This is a genomic window from Rossellomorea pakistanensis (genome assembly GCF_016908495.1).
Taxonomy (GTDB): domain Bacteria; phylum Bacillota; class Bacilli; order Bacillales; family Bacillaceae_B; genus Rossellomorea; species Rossellomorea pakistanensis.
The window spans coordinates 703155-721843 of sequence record NZ_JAFBDZ010000001.1; the positions used below are offsets into that span (position 1 = coordinate 703155).

General features: G+C 35.2%; 20 protein-coding genes and 1 riboswitch. Of the genes, 3 read left to right on the forward strand and 17 right to left on the reverse strand.

The features are described 5' to 3' along the window. Nucleotides 1-19: 19 nt before the first annotated feature. Entirely contained in the window at nucleotides 20-775 is a 756-nt protein-coding gene (locus JOC86_RS03420) for a YwaF family protein (protein ID WP_205168362.1), read from the reverse strand. A 209-nt stretch (nucleotides 776-984) separates the two neighbouring features. Between JOC86_RS03420 and JOC86_RS03425 the strand changes: the two genes are divergently transcribed. Continuing rightward, on the forward strand, nucleotides 985-2535 hold the full coding sequence (locus JOC86_RS03425; RefSeq protein ID WP_205168363.1) for a hypothetical protein: 1551 nt from the start codon (nucleotides 985-987) through the stop codon (nucleotides 2533-2535). 58 nt (nucleotides 2536-2593) lie between these two features. Here the strand turns inward: JOC86_RS03425 and JOC86_RS03430 are convergent, their stop codons facing one another. Both JOC86_RS03430 and ku read right to left on the reverse strand, forming a co-directional pair. Continuing rightward, entirely contained in the window at nucleotides 2594-3259 is a 666-nt protein-coding gene (locus JOC86_RS03430) for a phosphatase PAP2 family protein (RefSeq protein WP_205168364.1), read from the reverse strand. A gap of 23 nt (nucleotides 3260-3282) precedes the next feature. After that, nucleotides 3283-4125 (reverse strand): non-homologous end joining protein Ku, encoded by an 843-nt coding sequence (gene ku / locus JOC86_RS03435; protein WP_205168365.1) that lies wholly within the window; start codon nucleotides 4123-4125, stop codon nucleotides 3283-3285. A 143-nt stretch (nucleotides 4126-4268) separates the two neighbouring features. On the opposite strand from ku, the gene JOC86_RS03440 reads away from it, so the two are divergent. Beyond that, nucleotides 4269-6101, forward strand: coding sequence for a DNA ligase D (locus tag JOC86_RS03440; RefSeq protein ID WP_205168366.1), 1833 nt, complete (start codon nucleotides 4269-4271; stop codon nucleotides 6099-6101). Nucleotides 6102-6315: 214 nt separating this feature from the next. Here the strand turns inward: JOC86_RS03440 and dapF are convergent, their stop codons facing one another. Then, complete coding sequence (gene dapF, locus JOC86_RS03445) at nucleotides 6316-7311, reverse strand: diaminopimelate epimerase (RefSeq protein WP_205168367.1); 996 nt, start codon at nucleotides 7309-7311, stop codon at nucleotides 6316-6318. A gap of 318 nt (nucleotides 7312-7629) precedes the next feature. Here dapF and JOC86_RS03450 point away from each other — a divergent pair, with 318 nt between their 5' ends. Then, a complete protein-coding gene (locus tag JOC86_RS03450; protein WP_205168368.1) occupies nucleotides 7630-7914 on the forward strand; it encodes a hypothetical protein in 285 nt (94 codons plus the stop codon). 109 nt (nucleotides 7915-8023) lie between these two features. Here the strand turns inward: JOC86_RS03450 and JOC86_RS03455 are convergent, their stop codons facing one another. The 13 genes from JOC86_RS03455 to JOC86_RS03520 all read right to left on the reverse strand — a co-directional run bounded on the left by JOC86_RS03455 (nucleotide 8024) and on the right by JOC86_RS03520 (nucleotide 18557). Continuing rightward, a complete protein-coding gene (locus JOC86_RS03455) occupies nucleotides 8024-8605 on the reverse strand; it encodes an EAL and HDOD domain-containing protein (protein WP_205168369.1) in 582 nt (193 codons plus the stop codon). Nucleotides 8606-8706: 101 nt separating this feature from the next. Further along, nucleotides 8707-9063, reverse strand: a complete 357-nt coding sequence (locus JOC86_RS03465; RefSeq protein ID WP_205170015.1) for an EAL domain-containing protein — start codon at nucleotides 9061-9063, stop codon at nucleotides 8707-8709. Between the two features lie 318 nt (nucleotides 9064-9381). Continuing rightward, nucleotides 9382-10671 (reverse strand): NCS2 family permease, encoded by a 1290-nt coding sequence (locus tag JOC86_RS03470; RefSeq protein ID WP_205168370.1) that lies wholly within the window; start codon nucleotides 10669-10671, stop codon nucleotides 9382-9384. 226 nt (nucleotides 10672-10897) lie between these two features. Then, complete coding sequence (gene ribH, locus JOC86_RS03475) at nucleotides 10898-11368, reverse strand: 6,7-dimethyl-8-ribityllumazine synthase (RefSeq protein ID WP_205168371.1); 471 nt, start codon at nucleotides 11366-11368, stop codon at nucleotides 10898-10900. An 11-nt stretch (nucleotides 11369-11379) separates the two neighbouring features. Then, a complete protein-coding gene (locus JOC86_RS03480; RefSeq protein ID WP_205168372.1) occupies nucleotides 11380-12573 on the reverse strand; it encodes a bifunctional 3,4-dihydroxy-2-butanone-4-phosphate synthase/GTP cyclohydrolase II in 1194 nt (397 codons plus the stop codon). Between the two features lie 17 nt (nucleotides 12574-12590). Further along, the gene (ribE, locus tag JOC86_RS03485) at nucleotides 12591-13232 is read right to left on the reverse strand and encodes a riboflavin synthase (protein WP_205168373.1); all 642 of its coding nucleotides are present in this window, start codon (nucleotides 13230-13232) and stop codon (nucleotides 12591-12593) included. 5 nt (nucleotides 13233-13237) lie between these two features. After that, nucleotides 13238-14332 carry a bifunctional diaminohydroxyphosphoribosylaminopyrimidine deaminase/5-amino-6-(5-phosphoribosylamino)uracil reductase RibD gene (gene ribD, locus JOC86_RS03490; protein WP_205168374.1) on the reverse strand — a complete coding sequence of 365 codons (1095 nt, stop codon included), beginning with the start codon at nucleotides 14330-14332 and terminating at the stop codon, nucleotides 13238-13240. A 106-nt stretch (nucleotides 14333-14438) separates the two neighbouring features. Next, nucleotides 14439-14587: riboswitch (FMN riboswitch) on the reverse strand. A 377-nt stretch (nucleotides 14588-14964) separates the two neighbouring features. After that, nucleotides 14965-15285: a four-helix bundle copper-binding protein gene (locus JOC86_RS03495; RefSeq protein WP_205168375.1), complete on the reverse strand. Its 321-nt coding sequence runs from the start codon at nucleotides 15283-15285 to the stop codon at nucleotides 14965-14967. Between the two features lie 68 nt (nucleotides 15286-15353). Further along, nucleotides 15354-16043, reverse strand: a complete 690-nt coding sequence (locus JOC86_RS03500) for a hypothetical protein (RefSeq protein ID WP_205168376.1) — start codon at nucleotides 16041-16043, stop codon at nucleotides 15354-15356. Nucleotides 16044-16442: 399 nt separating this feature from the next. Continuing rightward, nucleotides 16443-17309, reverse strand: coding sequence for a patatin-like phospholipase family protein (locus JOC86_RS03505; RefSeq protein WP_205168377.1), 867 nt, complete (start codon nucleotides 17307-17309; stop codon nucleotides 16443-16445). A gap of 41 nt (nucleotides 17310-17350) precedes the next feature. After that, the gene (locus JOC86_RS03510; protein WP_205168378.1) at nucleotides 17351-17701 is read right to left on the reverse strand and encodes an NUDIX domain-containing protein; all 351 of its coding nucleotides are present in this window, start codon (nucleotides 17699-17701) and stop codon (nucleotides 17351-17353) included. A 9-nt stretch (nucleotides 17702-17710) separates the two neighbouring features. Next, complete coding sequence (locus tag JOC86_RS03515) at nucleotides 17711-18241, reverse strand: GNAT family N-acetyltransferase (protein WP_205168379.1); 531 nt, start codon at nucleotides 18239-18241, stop codon at nucleotides 17711-17713. Then, nucleotides 18234-18557: a hypothetical protein gene (locus tag JOC86_RS03520; RefSeq protein WP_205168380.1), complete on the reverse strand. Its 324-nt coding sequence runs from the start codon at nucleotides 18555-18557 to the stop codon at nucleotides 18234-18236. The genes JOC86_RS03515 and JOC86_RS03520 overlap by 8 nt, the downstream gene beginning before the upstream one ends. Between the last annotated feature and the right edge of the window lie 132 nt (nucleotides 18558-18689).

Below are 18689 nucleotides of genomic sequence, written 5' to 3' on the forward strand. Positions count from 1 at the left end.
ACCGGTCCACCCTTTTCTTCTATCTATCATATTCTTTATAAGTCCTAACATTAACACCCTGCTCTAACATTGATTGAAATTTTATAATCCATTTGGAACAAAGAAAACTAATAAAAAATAATAGAAAGGCAGCAAATTCAAGATTTATATAATATACGATTCCTTTCCCGAAAAAGGTAAGTACAGTATCTCCTTTTGGAGGTCCTGCTAGGAAGAAATAATTTGATCCGATCCACCTATTTATTAGCCCAATAGGAAAAATCATTAAATTTAAGGTAATTACTCCATAGATAATTGATTTAAATGATAAAGTGTACTTTCTAGTTATTAACAGAAATACGGCCATTAACGGGATCGCCATATGTTGAATAAAGAACTTAAAATATCGAAAGTGCGGGAATTCAAATAGTAAATCAGGTGTAATTAAAGCAAGGATAGGTGGTATAAAACCTATATAGAAATAAAAATAAAACAATATATTATTTTTCTTAAAATATAAGTATATTCCAAAAAAAGTACTGAATGAACAAAGATGTAAAGGCAGGGTTTCTCTGGAGTCCCAAACACCATAAGATATAGCCCAAATTTGATAGAATATTTCACTTCCCGCTAATAGTGAAAACAGTAACCATCCAATGATTTTTTCTCCCCTTTGATTTTTCCACTTTTGAAAAGAGCAAATCATTATTAATAAAACCATTAGAAAAACCATAAGAGCAGCTATATGAGAGTAGGAATATAATGTAAAGGTCATTAATTGATCTGGATGAAACATATTTTTTCCTCCTCCTTAAAACTCTTTTTCTTCTCATTACAATATATTCTTTGCACCTTAGCTCTTTCCTTGTTTGTGCAAAATGGTTACAGTTAATACAACCTATTTCAAAAGTATTAAAAATATTTAAAAAGTTATAATGTAAATTTATTGAAATTGTGGTAAAATTCTAAGTTGATAAAGAGAATTAGCTTAAATAGGAGGGTAATATGGAAGGAAAATTAAAGGCGGTCGGTTTTCCAATTTTAATTGTAGTATTTTTCATCTTTGCACTTTTTTTTCATCAGCTTCAAGAAATAACGAAACTACCGAATGAAAATTGGAGTCGTTCAATACCACAAGAGTTTCAAACAAAGGAAAAACCAATTATTTATCAAAGTCAAAACGAGATTTTCCTTACAGATAAAAATCAGGTTCAGCATTATAGAGTCTCTGATGGATTAAAGGTTCAGCACATTGGTAAGATACCCGTTACAATTCCACGGGGAAATCCTTTTTGGTCTAATGGAGAATCTTTTGTATATCTTAAAAATGATCAACTAATCTTATTTAATAAAGGTAAGGAAACGATAATAGATGATAGTGTAACAGGGATTAGTACTTCAGAAAATCAAGTCAGCTATTGGAAAAATGGTGAATTATCTTCTTTAAATGTAAAATCATTTGAAAGTAAAGTTTTACATATGTTTGAGCAAAAAATAAGTGATGTTTCTTACGGTAGCGATGGTAGCATGATCGTGCAGCATGCCGTTAATGATCTACAAGTAGAATTATATTATATCGATCCTAAAGGTGAAGTTTCTAAGAACTCCATTTCGACATTAAACAAATCAACAAATGATAATATCGGCAGTCTTTCTGTGTTGACAGAAAACAATCAACTATCAATCATCTACAGTACGAAAAAAAGAACACAGGGAGCCCTTTCTTATAGCTTAGGAAGAATCGATCTTGATTTATCGAAACTGAATCATTTAAAAGCTTCTCCGAAAGAAATAACCATGCTAAATAAAGAAACCGGTTCAAAGCTTGATTCGCCTCAAAGTGTTAAGGTTGTCAAAGAAGGTGATGAAAGCTATTTACTATTTACCGCTGAAGGTCAGCGAATTGGAGATAGTAACGCTATAAATGTTTATTATGGAAAGCTAGTAGCTGGATTTGAAGTAAAGGCAAAGCCTATTAACTCGACTAAAAATGTCACCAATTTTCCTCTTAAAGTAAACAAGGACTCTATTCTTTGGTTGAACTATGATGGCGACATATACGAGCTGTATGGGGCTTCAAAAGATTCAAATGTAATCGAGGAAAGTCAACAACTAACAAGTCTTGATTGGAAGCAAGCTGGATACAATACATTCTTGATGCTATTTAGTAGCTTGATCACCATTTTGACTTCATTTTATTGGGTCCTCCCTTCTTTACTCTTATTAATTGTCCTTTATATGACGAAACCAAATATTTTTGAGAAGGATGACATTAACTGGGTTGAATATGTATCGATCACCCTGTTTGCGATCATGCCATTTACTTATATGGAAAAAGCAATGAATCACTATTTTTATTCTATGGCTCCTTCCTACTTTACTTTTTCGGGAAGCAGTTGGATCATTTTAATTGTCATTACCATCCTTTCAGCTATTATTTGGAAGTGGGGGCGAAATCCTGAATGGGGTACCTTTGGGGGAGCGTTTTATTTCATGGGCATATATTTTCTTATTTACATAACATCTATTGGCCCATACATTTTTAATTTATATTAATTAAACAAGAGAGGTGCCTTATTAGGTCCCTCTCTTGTTGTTACTGTTCCTATATAAGCTATATTTCTAACATCTTCGGTACTCTAGTGCGAATTAAATGGTAAATAAAGATCGATAGTACGAGCCAAGCTCCACCCGCTGTAAAACCAGCGATAATATCACTTGGATAATGAACTCCTAAGTAAATGCGAGAAATTCCAATAAAACATACAAGTAATAGAGATAAAGCAGATGTAACTATTTTTAACCAAAGATAATCAAACAATCGAAATAAAACAAATGCCAAAGCACCATAAAAAATAAAAGAACCCATAGAATGACCACTTGGGAAGCTATAGCCACTTTGTTCTATAAGTGGTTGAATATCTGGTCGTTGACGCTTAAATATCCATTTTAGAAACCAATTAAATGCTCCTCCGAAGGAAACCGTCAAGATCATGTAAAAAGCAAGTGGTGATTTCTTCATAATGAATAAAACTATAGCAACTAAAACTGTAAGAATGGTAAGCCATTTCACCCCACCTAAAAAAGTAATTCTACTCATCCAAAGAGTAAGTTGTGGCGAAATATTTTGTTGAATGACATTAATGATCTTGTTATCAAATAGTTCAATTTCATTTTCTTGCAGCTCGTCCACTATTTCTACAAATCCCCACGAAAAAACAAGTAATAAAGCCAAACATATAACGATTATAATCGACTTCTTCTTTGTTCCCTTTTCCAATATACCTCTCCTCTTAATTCAAATTATTGTGCTTTTTTGGCAGAAGTCCTTTTCTTTTTCTTTGTTGTCTTCGTTTTTTTCGTCTCTTCCTTAGGTTTTGATTTATCGATGGAGGCTTGCAGTGCAGCCATTAAATCTGTCACGTTTTCCTTCGGCTGTTTTGCTTTAGGCGTGACAAATTTTTCACCTGTTTGTTTCGATTCAATTAACTTCATAAGACGATTCCGATACTCGTCATGATATTTCTCGGGTTCAAATTCAGTTGTTAATTGGTCTATTAGCATAATCGCTGTATCTAATTCTTTATCTGTGACTTCATTTTCAGCGGGTACATTTGGTACATCTCCAGATGATCGAACCTCGTCCGGAAAATGAATGGTTTCCATTAACAGCGTATTTTCAAAAACTCGAACAACAGCAAGCTGTTCCTTTGATCTCATAATAATTTTCGCTACTCCAACTTTTTTGGAATTTGTTAATGCTTTACGTAGTAACGAATAGGCTTTTTTCCCGCCATCATTTGGAGAGATGAAATAGCTACGATTGTAAAAGACAGGATCTATCTCTTCCATTTTTATAAAATCAACAATCTCTACTGCTTTCTCTTCATTACCCTTTTTTAGTTCCTTTAATTCCTCATCTTCTAACACCACAAACTTACCTTTTGTCATTTCATAGCCTTTTACAATTTCCTCATATTCTAATTCTTTTTCACAAGCAGGGCATACCTTTTCATATTTAATGGGTGTATGACATTCTTTATGAAGTGACCTAAGCTTTATATCCTTGTCCTCTGTAGCAGCATGAAGTTTAATTGGAATATTGACCAGCCCAAAGCTGATACTCCCTTTCCAAATGGTGTGCATCGTTTTCAACTCCTTATGATAAATCCTTTATTATGTTCATTTTGGATTAGAGACTTGAATTTCATGCAAATCAACATTTGGAAAATAGATTATGCTTAGTTGGACAAATTAAGTAAAAGAGATGTTTGTGTGGTGATACTAAAATGAAACCGATGCTTCCAACGTTAATATTTGATAAGCCCAGCCGACAAGCCGATTGGGCATATGAAATTAAATACGATGGTTTTCGAGGGCTATTAGAGATTCATTCCCCAGATGAAATTAGGCTAATAAGTCGAAATGGAAAAGAATTGATTCATCATTTCCCTGAAATTCTATTAACTGTTCAGAGTCTTATTTCCGAGCATAACGGATCATTACCTATTTATTTGGATGGTGAGATTGTTCTTCTTGAAAATCAGTATAAAAGTGATTTCTCCTCAGTTCAAGTGAGAGGAAGAATGAAAGATCAAAAGAAAATTGTTGACATGGCTAACAAACGGCCGTGTACCTATTTAGCATTTGATTTACTTAAGTACTCTGGAGAAAGCTTAGAAAAACTTCCTTTTAAAGTACGAAAAGAAAGATTAAAGAAATGGTGTCAATCAGTCGGAATCCCTTTAGAACCTAAAATGGGAAACGAAAACAGAATTCAAATGGTTCCTTATGAGAAAGACCATGCTTCAGTTCAGAGGAAGGTATTTGATTTTGAAGGTGAAGGGATTATAGCAAAAATGATTCAAAGCCCATGGGAAAAAGGAAAAAGAACCACTACATGGGTAAAAATGAAAAATTGGAAAAGAGTCAAATGCTTCATTACATCGTTAGATATTAGTAATGGTTATTACTCTATAGGAGTCTTCAACGAAGAGGTCATTGTCTGCATTGGTCAGTTTTATTTCGGGATTTCTCCTGAAGAGAAACAAGCTTTAAATAAGATCATTAAGGAAAATGGCGAGCGTCAAACAAACGACTTTATTCATGTAAAGCCAAGCATTTGTGTTGAAATATATTATTTGGAATGGGTTGATCATCAACTCAGAGAACCACATTTTCATCAATTTTTATTTGATTTATCTCCATACGAATGCACAATTGAGGAAATGCTATTGGATGAGGCTTCAATCCCTGAAGCGGTAGAAATTACGCATCCAGACAAGCCGCTTTGGGAGACACCACCTATTCAAAAGCTTGACTATGTTCGTTATTTAAGGAGAGTATTTCCCTATTTCCTTCCCTTTTTAAAAGATCGATTGTTAACGGTCATACGGTTCCCTCATGGAATGTACGGAGAGTCTTTCTATCAAAAAAATTGCCCAGAATATGCACCAGATTTTGTTCTAACCAAGTTAGAAGAAGACATTCGCTATATTATTTGTAATGACCTCCGTACATTTATGTGGCTGGGAAATCAGTTGGCGATTGAGTTTCATCTACCATTTCAAACCTATAATCAAACAGATGTAAAAGAGGTAGTCTTTGATCTGGATCCCCCTTCTAGAAATGAGTTTTATTTAGCTGTAAAAATTGCAGGTGAGATGAAAAAATTATTTGATCAGTTAAAGCTCATTTCCTTTGTTAAAACATCTGGAAATAAGGGGCTCCAATTATACATCCCGCTCCCTAAAGGATTTACATGGCAGGATACTTCTTCTTTTACGGAGTTTATTGCACACTATTTAACAGCAAACTTTCCTGAGGAATGCACAATTGAACGGTTAAAGAAAAAACGAAATGGAAAACTATATGTAGACTACATCCAACACGCAGAAGGAAAAACGATTATAGCCCCCTATTCCATGAGAGGAAATAAAGATGGGTTAGTGGCAACTCCATTGTTTTGGGAAGAAGTAGTACCTGATTTACGTCCAGAGATATTTACGATAGAGAACGTTCTTGAGAGGCTAAAATGTAAAGGATGTCCATGGGAGACATATGAAAATGCCAGAGAGCAACAACCTTTTAATGAAATCCTTCTTTTTTTAAAAAATCAATGAGGATCCTTGAACTCTAAACCCTAACCTAGAATTCTTGACAACTAGCGCCTGATAAAGAAAACAAAGCCTTAAAAGCAAGGGGAAACCCATTCTTTTAAGGCTTGACTTATTCCTTTATGAGCATGTTTTAACAGATGGTTTTAAAATCTAACATCTATATAAGAGGAATGCTGTGATTATGATTCGTGTTACTAGAATCAAACTCCGTTAAAACTCATCTCGATAACAATATTTTGCCTTCAACCATTTCTTTAGCATGTTGTTGAAGCTCTTTATATTGTAATTCTTCCTGATATTCCGTTTTATTAATAATTAGGAAATCCTCGGGTTTTTTCACGTCTATTTCTAAATCGCTTTTGTAAAGATAAGTAGCGTTACCTATTAGTTCAATCTGAAAGTCTGTTTCTCCTTCTTTATGGACAAGACAGTGCACTTTGCCTCCATTATTATAAACTTCAATTTCGTTCTCAAATTCGTTCAGCTCAAGCAGACAGGTAATAAGGCTTGAAGCGGACATTGCGGTTCCACAAGCATTTGTAAAACCTACACCTCTTTCAAACGTCCTTACATAGATAGATCCTTTATCAATTGGATGAACAAAGCTTACATTCACTCCATCGGGAAAAAGATTATTCGGACCATTCACTGTTTCCGAAATACATTTTTGCTCATTAGAAACAATTTGCTCAATTCCAACGACACTAATCAAATGCGGATTAGGAACAGCAACAGCGGAAAATAATAGACGATCTGATATTTCTGGAACCTTTTCATTAATAAGGATATTTTTATCAATATTCATCGGTAATTTCTCTAAGCTAAATAAAACAGGTGATATTTCAACATTAAAGGTTGGAATCTCAGCAAAAATCGGGTTGGTTTTTGTAACCGCAAGATCTGCTTTCATTGTTTCAACTACGATTTCCTCTTTATTAAATAATTCGCAAACAAATCTTCCCACACATCGCAGTCCATTTCCGCACATGGATGCCTCTGAACCATCAGAGTTAAAGACACGCATCCTTGCATCGCATTTTTCACTCTTCAAAACAAAAAGAATTCCATCCGCCCCAATTTTTGATTGGCGGTCACAAAGTGCGATGCTTAAGTTTTGTCGATCTTCCTCGGTGAAGAAATAGTTATTACTTATTTCATCTATTAGTAAAAAGTCATTACCCGATCCATGACATTTCGTTAATGATATTTGCATCTTGAATCCTCCCACCAACATTTAAAAAATTTATTTCGTTTCAGTGTGAACCTTCGTATATCTATTATATTATTCATTTCATTTTTAGCTTGCCACAATCAAGCCTCATCTTCAACTACTATATAAAATTACCAAAGTTCTACTCTTTACAATAATAAACATTTATTTTATTATAAGGAACCAAATAATAAAGCTAGAATGATATAATTTTAGGTTGAGTAATCAACACAAGATACTCTATATTTAATTTTTTGGGTAATGTGTTCATTCACCTTTCCCATTGATTAACTTATTTAAAAATAATAAAGTGGTGTTCATATGCAGGAGTCTTACAAATTTCGGTTTCAAGTTAAAGATGTTATACAATTAAAAGATGAATTACAATCCATGACTGTTACTGTTCATACCATTATACTCTCAGAGGCAAACAAAACCATCTTTCAAGATACCATTCGGGTCAAGTTTAATCAGATAGGTATTTTCCCTTCCCCTAGTGATATCGCCCGAAAAATCAAATCCAATCACCTAAGAAGACTGATCGCTGTCGAACTTAAACGATATATAAAACCTCAAAGGCGTTTTTTGGAACCTGGGGACTATTAAATAATCTAAGGGTTAATGTTGAATCTCTATAGAACTCTCTATCCATTCATTTGTTAGTAGACTTTCTGACCATAAACAGGCATCATGATAAAAGGAAGCCACCTCATTCTTACTTAATTTTAGACATTTGATTAATGAAATTTACCTCATGCCATCCCGCTTGTTCAATAGCTACTACGAGATCAAGCACATATTTCATACTGTTCTGTTTCCCTTTTAATGCATCACAAATTTCATCCTGTAACGGAAGGTCTTCTAATATTTTTTCCATTGGGAGTGATAAAATGGAATCCATTAATGAAAACATCCCTATCAGAAAAAAACTGTGAGATTTTTGTAAGGAAAACATTTTTGAGGCAATCAGCTCACACATTTTTGCACGTGTTAAACAGAGTTTAATCACTTCTTCCGATAATTGATTTCTAATTCCGGTTTGTTCCCTGACTGCAAGTACATATATCCATCTCTGTATTTCTAGTAAGCCTAAAAGAACGATGGCTTGTCTAATACTTTCTATTTTATGTTTTAGCCGGTAAGCAGGAGAATTGATTAATTTTAATAATTTATAGGATAATGATAAATCTTGTTCTATAAGTTTTGAGATCCGTTCAATACTTGGTTCTGATACTTCGAGATTTTGAATGACATCATAATATGAATGGAAAAAGGTCGGGACATCGTGGGTGGACATAATGATTGGCTTACTAAAAAAGAACCCTTGAAAGAATCTGTAACCATCTTTCTTTACGTCATCAAATACCTCTCTAGTTTCTACCTTTTCTGCTAATAATTTTATATATAACTGTTTTGCAAGTGTTTCGATTCGATTGAGGTTCTTTTTTCTTTGGAAGTATTTAAGATATCCACTTTCACATAATCAGCGTGTTTCATTAATTCCAGACTAAAAGGATTACTATCATTAAATATGAAATCATCAAGAGCCACTTTATAGCCAAGCTTTCTAAGTTCCATGCAACTATCTACAATTTCCTGAGAGGGTTCAACTGTTTCAAGAATTTCTACCACAATCTCTCTTGGCTTAAAGTAGGTCGGAACTCGCCATTTCAATAATCTTTCTGTAAAATTAATGAAGCACGGTTTTCCTGTTGATAATGAGTCTATTCCGATATTTAGGAAGCTATTAATTATGACATCTGCTGTTGCTTAATCTCCATTAATTTCAGGAAATTCATTTATATCATTTTTCCTATACAGAAGCTCATAGGCTACTACTTCTTCTTTATCGTCAAATATAGGCTGCCTGGCAACAAATACCTCCATATCGTTCCTCCTAGCTTATTAACAATCAACCATTCCATAGACCTGATTTTTGTCGAAATATTATGTAATATGTACTAGGATAGCAATAAACATTGATAAAGTCTATTTGTTTTGTTCTTTAGTAATTCAGATGAAATAGTAATAATTTGATAGAAAAAAAGAGACCTTAAACAGGTCTCTTTTTACTTAATGAATAGAATGTACAACAAAATTTATTAAAAATAAGAATGCAATAATATAAAGTGGAGTCGTTACATCTTTTGCTTTTCCACTTGCAATTTTTAAAATTGGATATAATATAAATCCAATTGCAATCCCATCAGCTATACTATAGGTGAATGGAATCATCGCTATGATAAAAATTGCCGGAAAGGCTTCTGAAAGGTCTCTTAAATCCATGTTTTTCACATTCTGTATCATAAGGCCACCAATGATCATCAGGATTGGTGCAATAGCATGATCTGGAATCCACTTTAAATAAGGGATAAACCAAATGGATGCTAAAAATAGTATACCTGTTGTTAAGCTTGTAAGCCCTGTTCTTCCTCCTGCTGTCATGCAGGCAGCACTCTCAACAGTGGACACAGTCGGGCTTGTACCAAAAATACCAGAGACAGTCGCAGAAACTGCATTAGCCTGGAAGGATTTAGAATATTTTTGGGGTTGACCTACCATATCTAAATGACCGTGAATCAGCCCAATATTTTCAAATACGAGAACCATTGTAACGGAAAAAGCAGCAATCCAAAACGGTAGGTACAATAGCTTATCAAATGATACTCCTGCAAAAACTGCTGCATAGTCTGATAAGTTAAAGCTTGTTCCAGTATCCTTTGGATCAATGCCTAACAATAACCCGAGCAAAGTTCCAAAAATTATACTCCACAGAAACTGTCCTTTTACATTTCTCATAAACAGGAAAATCGTGATTAGAAAGGTTATAATCGTTGCAATGACTTTTATATCACTAATATCACCTAGGGCAATAATCGCATTCGATCCTCTTTCCACTAATCCACCCTTTTCAAGTCCAATCAGAAGTAAAAACATTCCAAGACCAACTGTGATCGCTTCTTTAAGTGTTTTTGGAATAGACTCTGATAAAATCTTCGATAACTTTGTAAATGCGATCACCATAAACAATATTCCAGATATAAATACAACGGCTAACGCTTCCGGCCAAGTAAAGCCCATTGATTGAACAATGGTATACGTAAACATAGCGTTAATTCCCATTCCCGGCACTAATAAAATCGGAGCATTTGCCCAAAAAGCCATTAATAATGAACCTACAAAGGTTGCGAGAATAGTCGCCATTACTGCACCTTCAAAAGGAATACCTGCTTCAGAAAGGATCATCGCATTAACTGCAATAATATAGACGATGGTGAAATAACCAATTGCACCTGCCATGACCTCCTGTTTAATTGTTGTATTATGCTCGCTTAATCGAAAGATTCCTCCTACTTTTTTCATTTATATCTGTCCTTACGAACATAGCCCTCTCCCTACCCGCTGGATGACCGAAAAGGTCCCAGCCACAAAAATCTATTTTATCAGAAGAAAACACATTTGAAAAGATAAATTCACACGAAAAATTCGGGCCGTGCCAGGCACGACCCGAATTTTGTCGATTCATAGTTTATGAATTCCCCAGTATATTTCATATAAAAATGGCCCACTTCAAGCCTTTACCTGAGTTTTATTGGGATATTTGACGCATTAGATTGGCCATTTCAATCGCTCCTGCTGCTGCTTCCCAGCCCTTGTTCCCTGCTTTAGTTCCCGCTCTTTCAATTGCTTGCTCAATGGTATCTGTTGTTAGTACTCCAAAAATGACAGGTACATCTTCTTGAAGTCCCACATTTGCTACTCCTTTAGCTACTTCTCCACTGACATATTCAAAATGAGCAGTTGCACCACGGATAACCGTTCCTAATGTAATGACTGCATCGTATTTCTTCGATGCAGCAAGCCTTTTAGCAACCATTGGTATTTCGAATGCACCAGGGACCCATGTCACCGTTATATCCTTTTCGTCTACACCATGTCTAATAAGGGCGTCTTCTGCTCCACCTAATAATTTACTTGTGATAAACTCATTAAATCTAGATACAACAATCGCAACTTTTAATCCTGTCCCTACTAAATTTCCCTCATAAATTGTTTTCATTGTGGTTCCTCCTAAAATTTGAGTAAATGTCCTAATTTTGAATGCTTCGTCCTTAAATACTGTTCGTTTTCTGCTTTAATAGGCATTTGAATGGCTACTCTCTCAACAACTTCTAAGCCATATCCATTCACGCCAGCAATTTTCCTCGGGTTATTTGTTAGTAACCTCATTTTCGTAATTCCAAGATCTTTTAAAATTTGAGCACCAATTCCGTAATCCCTTAGATCATCAGCAAACCCTAGTTTATGATTGGCTTCTACTGTATCTAGACCTTCCTCCTGTAATTTATAAGCCTTCATTTTATTAACTAACCCAATTCCCCTTCCTTCTTGGCGCATATAAAGTAATATTCCACTACCTTCTTGTTCAATTTGAGATAGTGCTGCTTCAAGTTGGGGACCACAATCACAGCGGAATGAACCAAATACATCCCCTGTTAAACATTCAGAGTGAACACGTACTAATGTGGGCTCATTAGGATCAATATCACCTTTTACTAATGCCACATGCTCCTGTCCTGTTAGTAATTCTGTATAGGCTACAGCTTTAAAGTTTCCAAATTCAGTAGGTAATTTGATTTCAACCTCTTTTTGTATAAGTTGTTCCTGTTTTCTTCTATAGGCAATTAAGTCTTGAATCGTAATCAATTTTAAATCGAATTTTTCAGCCATGTTTATGAGCTCAGGAACCCTTGCCATTGTTCCATCCTCATTCATGATTTCACAAATGACTCCAGCAGGCTCAGCTCCACATAATCTCGCTAAGTCAATCGCGGCTTCAGTATGCCCTGCTCGTTTAAGAACACCACCTGGCTTTGCTACAAGAGGAAATACATGTCCTGGTCGTTTAAAATCATTTGGCTTGGCTGACTCCTTAAGTAATTCAAGAACGGTTGTAGACCGTTCGAATGCGCTAATTCCCGTTGTTGTTGACTTATGATCGACACTAACTGTAAATGCTGTGCCATGAGAATCTGTATTTTTATCAGTCATTGGATAAAGTTCAAGTACTTCTGCCTTTTCTGGAGTGATGGGAGTACAGATTAACCCTCTTCCTTCCTTTGCCATAAAGTTAATAATTTCTGGAGTCGCCTTTTCAGCAAGGGAAATGAAGTCTCCTTCGTTCTCCCGATCCTCGTCATCCACTACAATGACAACTTTTCCGGCTTTCAAATCTTCTAGCGCTTCTTCAATGCGATTGAACATGATGTACCTCCCCTTCCTTATAGAAATCCATTTTCTCTTAAGTAGTCTTTACTGATCGAAGAGGTTGTTTCCTTCCCTTTCGAAAATTGATATAAATATTTTGCCATCATATCACACTCAATGTTTACAAGATCGCCTATTTTTTTATGTCCTAGAATCGTATCAAATCTCGTTTGAGGAATGAGAGAAACCGTAATCATATCTCCTTCTACTCCAAAAACGGTTAGTGAGGTACCATCTACAGCTACGGAACCTTTTTCAATAAAATATTTTGAAATGCTTTCAGGTAATTGGATTTTAATATATACGGCATTCTCGACCGTCTTCATTGTTACGATCGTACCCATACCATCTATATGTCCTGTGACAAAATGACCTCCAAATCGGCCATTCGCAGCCATTGCTCTTTCAAGGTTAACGGAAGTACCAACCGATAATTGTTTCAATGATGTATGCTGAAAGGTCTCTGGCATGACATCTACTTCAAATTGATGCTGAGAATAACCCGTAACCGTTAAGCAGGTGCCATTTACTGAGATACTGTCACCTATTTTTACGTCAGCCAATACTTTATTAGCTTGGATGGAAAGCTCCATAGACTTAGAGGATTGCTTCATATTTTTAATTGTTCCGATTTCTTCAATTATTCCAGTAAACATATTGTTCACCCACCTTCATGTTTAGGGGTCGCCACGATTTTAAGATCCGATCCTATTTTATCAACACTTTGAAATTCTAGGGACGTTGCTTCTGCAATCGTTGAAAAGCCATCCCCAGCAAAAGCGGATATAGCTTTTATTCCACCAACCAGCTTAGGTGCTACATACATAATTAACTTTTGAAAGGCTTTTTCCTTTAAAAAGGATGAGTGAATAGTTGAACCACCCTCAACGTAAAGGGAGGTTACATTTCTTTCTCCTAATATCTTTAATACCTCAATAACCGAAATCGTTGATGAAGAAAGTGGTATCACTTCAACACCTACAGATTCTAACCTCTGTTTTTGATTTAGCTTATATTGCGACCCACATATAATGACGGTTTTAGCTGAGAGATCTGTTATAACTTGACTTTCAAATGGGATTTTTAAATGAGTATCTAAAATAATTCGAATGGGATTTTTTCCACCCTGGGGCAATCGGGTTGTAAGAAGGGGATCATCCTGTAATATAGTATTAATGCCAACGAGAATCGCATCATGCCTATGACGGTCGTTGTGCACGTCTAATCGAGATTGTGATGATGTAATCCATTTGCTATCACCAGTATAAGAAGCTGTCTTCCCATCTAGGGTTACGGCGGCTTTTAAAGTAACGAACGGAGTCCCGGTTTGGATATAGTGAAAAAAGTGTTCATTTAAACGTAATGCTTCCTCTTCACATATTCCTGTTTCGACCTCAATTCCTGCCTTCATCAGCTTATCAATACCTTTACCAGCAACTAACGGGTTTGGATCGGTACTTGCAACGACTACTCTCTTTAGCCCTTTTTCAATGATAAGATCAGCACACGGTGGTGTTTTCCCATAATGTGAACAGGGCTCAAGGGTAACATAAATATCCGCTCCCTTTGCACGGCTTCCAGCTTGATTGATCGCATTTACTTCTGCATGTGCTTCTCCGGCTCGTAAGTGAGCTCCCATACCTACAACTTCTCCATTATTGACGACAACAGCTCCAACAACAGGATTAGGAGATGTTTGTCCTTGGGTCGAACGAGCAAGGGAGATCGCAAGTTCCATGTATTCTTTTTGATCCAAGATGTATATACCTCCCTTCATAAAAAAATCCTGAGTCATAAACAACTCAGGGAGATTCAGGCATGATTTAATAAGCGTATGAAATGATTATTTTCAAACGCGTGTCCTTATCCTTCTCCCATCCAGACTATCACTGTCGGCTTTGGAGTTTCACCAAATCCACCGTCACTCTTACGAATGCCGGGTCACGGACTGAGAGATATTGTTCATCTCATCACCGCCGGTAAGGAATTTCACCTTGCCCCGAAGGATATCCTATTCGATTTATATTATATTATCATAGTTTTCTTACACATTTCACTATTTTGCTCTGATTTTTTTATTTTTTTTCGATAATGCTCTTACTACGTTCCTAAATCTAACATTATTGGGCGATAGATGGAAATAAAACTATAACATTCGGGTTTGTTTCAGACATTACTTTTTATATTATTTGACTAAGAAAAGTTTGTTCAGCAAATGCCTTGGAAAAGGTTAGTCGCCAATGGCGGGTACATTTCCCTCCCCCTGGTGGCTTGACGTATGTTTCGATGAGCTAGACACTTACATTTGCCAATTATTAACCTCCCACATTAAGAGACTCATTCATTTCTTAATATAATCCTTCCCTAACTTGGAAAGCAATTATTGTATTAAGCCGACATTTTCCTACATTCTTCAGCACATCTGAAGCAAGCTTCTGCACAATCTTGGCAATGCTGATGATCGTGTGATTTACACTCTGTCCCGCATGCATCACAGATTTCTGCACATAGTGCACAGATTTGTTTTGCAAAAATACTGGTCCTTTGCATGGCATTGACAGCAAAGCTGCAAATTTCCGCACACTCTCGGTCTAATTCTATACATTTCGCCATTTTTTCATCTTCTTTTAAACAGGCATGATAACAGACGTTACATGCCTCTAAACAGGACAAACAAGCTTGAATACATTCTTTATAATTTGCGTTCATATTCACATCTCCTTTTTAATGACTCTTTTATTATTTTCCCTAAAGGAGATGAAATAATCGGATAATTTTCATATTAAATAATACTCATCCAAAACGGACAGAAACAGAATCCAAAGCCATGGCTCCTTGTTTATAATTCCGATTGAATCTATTTGAATCAATCCACTAGAAGGGTCAAACTTATCTTGAAAAGAAGTGGGTAACCATCCTTTTCGGTAGGTCAAAATTTTTTCATCACCAAAACGTAACTCCCAGCTATCACGATATTTCTTTAGGGAAACAGTCGATTGATTGGGTGATTTCCATTTCCATTCTTTATTTCTTTTTTCAAAAGTAAAAACTTCAGAAAAAGTACCCCATTGACAATCATAGATATGGTCATTTTTCTTTCTTAATAAAACCCTTTCAAAGTAGTCACTCTCAAGAGTTGCTTTTCGATTCTGACGATGGAAAAATGACATATTTTTATTACCATTTGATTCTAGTAAGTGCAATGAATTTTTATTGGTTTTTGCTAGAATTAAGAAATTTATTGATGAGTCCTCACAAGGGTTACAAATACTTGCAACTCTATTTTTTTCTTTTTCGAACAGAAAGTACATTACTATATAAGCGGCACCTAAAACGATCAATACTAAGGAGATTTCTCCCCATTCACTCCTAGATACGATAAAGGTTATGACCCCTAATAATTGCAATCCGATTCCAACATATAGTTTTCCGCTAGCAATAGAGGAATACAGTCTATATAAGTTCATGAATGTACAGCCCCTTTTATTCCGTTATATGATTAATATGATTCAAATCAATCTGCTAGTACTTATTAGGTATTTTTATAATTGCTTCTTTCGTAAATTTTTTGGCTTCAATCAAACACATATTAATTCATTCAATACTAATGAAACATTTAACGAAAAGATGCCTCGAAACCTTAATCCTTACGGGTTTCTATTCTTATTCGAAAACACCAATCTTGGCGAAAGTAACCTTTATAAAAGAGATGGGGTATTAAAATAATTCAGGGGCCATCCCAAACAAAGGTGTCATGAACCACAACTCAAATGATCTAGAAGAAACCTTCGAAACATCTTCTATATTTGGACAACCATAGTGGTTCAGGACCCTTTATAGGATAGCCCCTTAAACGAATAAATCTATTAAATAGCTTTTTTCTCATTTGCAAATTGAAGAAGATTTTTAAACTGTACTTTACTATCTTGATACCCTTGTTGATATAATGCTTCTAACTTTCTAGGGTTTTTTTCAATTCTACTGACTTTTAATGGTAGTATTGGTCTGATAATCAATACATTCCCTTTCCTTTCTTCCTCTTCTAAGAACTCCAGGGTTTGATTATATAGATTAAATCGGTTTATCATTGTATTTATTAAATATGGATAGTCTGGATATTTTCTCCTTAGTAAAGAAACAAATTTGGAAGGCTTTTTTCTATATTCCTTATTCCGGGTTAATATTACTACATTTTTCTTAAACCCGTCTGCCATCGCTTTATGAATAGGAATAGGGTCACTAATTCCACCATCAAGTAAAAATCGGGATTGAAACTCAACAACCGGAGCAACGAATGGTAGTGAACTTGAAGCTCTTAAGGGGGTTAATACATCCTCTTTGTAATCATTACGCGTAAAATATGCAGCCTTCCCTGTTTTGCAATCCGTCGTACCAATCACAAATTCACTTTCACCGTTATGAAATGTCTCGTAATCAAATGGAATAATTCGATTTGGAATTTCATCAAAGACATAATCCATTCCGAATAATTCACGATTCTTCCAATAATTTCTCCACGATAGATACCTTGGATCTTTAGCAAATCCTATATTAACCTTTTTATTTCTCCCCTTTTGTTTAGAAAGATAGGATGCGGCAATACATGCTCCTGCTGAAACCCCTATAACATAAGGGAATTCAACATCATTTTCTAAAAGAAATTCTAATGCACCAGCTGTATAGACCCCTCTCATTCCTCCCCCTTCTAATACTAGGCCTGTATTTTTTAGCATCATCTAAGGTCACCTCTAATTTAACTTATTAAACCATTTATTCATGGATACATAATGATATGTTCTAGTTGATGTACGTCTACCCAACAAGGAAAGTATTCTCCACGACTGAGATTACTGAATTCCTCTCCTTTCCCTGTTGCAAACTTACCACTATATTTTCTCACATAAAAATAGCAATGGGTACCCGAATCCTCACGTACCGAACCATCAATCTCAACAACTATTCCTAATTCTTCTTTTGCTTCACGAATAGCGGCTTCTTTATACGATCCCTCCTTCTCTAACCCCCCGCCTGGTAAAACATAATAAGTCTGATTTTTCTTTATTCTTTTTATTAGAGCCATTTTCTTATTTTCTACTAGAATGATTCCTGCACGATTTCGTCCCATCACTTCTCCTTAAATGTATGTAATTAGTTTTGCATTACAGACTTTTTCATAATATTCAATTGGCCCTTCTTCACCAAGGATTGCATAATAGTAACCACGATCCTTCATATCCTTTAAGGCAGTGTACAGAAGTCCCTTACCTACATTATTATTTCTAGATTTTTCTAAGACACCCATTGGTCCATACAAACCTTTTTTATGTAAATATACATCATAACTCGAGACTCCTATGATCTCTCCCTTTTCTTCTGCAAGAAATAACGGGATTTTTGCTTGTATAAAAGCATTCTCTATCGTCTCCAACCACCCATTACCGAAGTTTTCTTTTATAAAAGATAATAGAAGATGCTTATCTTCTTCAGTTGCTCTTCTAATTAAAGTGGGTGATTTTATAGAAAAGCTACTGTCAAATTTGGTTAATTCAACAGACAGATTTCTTGCTGTTGTTATGGAAGCTAATATTTTCTCAGTTGGAAGTCGTTTCATCCATGAATTTTTTTCACTTTCATAAATCGCTTTTATGATATGCCCTTCATTCAAATAAATAGATTTGTCTGTATTTTGACATAATTTCTAATGAGCGCTTCCAAATTTTTTCTGTTTCTCCAGTCATAGGGATTGAAAAATCTTTGTGGGTAAGATAATCATTGGCTTTCAGATGTTGTTTCTTACGGTAGTCTATTAATTTTCCGAGCTGATTTTCGATTAGAATATACATTTCAAGAAGGGTTCCCTTTTTTACATAGGCAGCTCCTAAAAACAGATCCAAAGGAGTAATAACATGTAGATCCTGATTTACAGCAATCATCTCAGCATTAGTAATTAATTCTTTCACTTTTTCAGTTAAGCAGTACATCTTCGACTTCCACCTTCAATTTTATACAATATTCTCCATTACCTAAATAAGTCCTCCTATCAATAGGAAGATGCACTTTTTATATTTTATGATTAACTTGTATTCAATTGAAAACTTCCTTTTTCCTGTAAT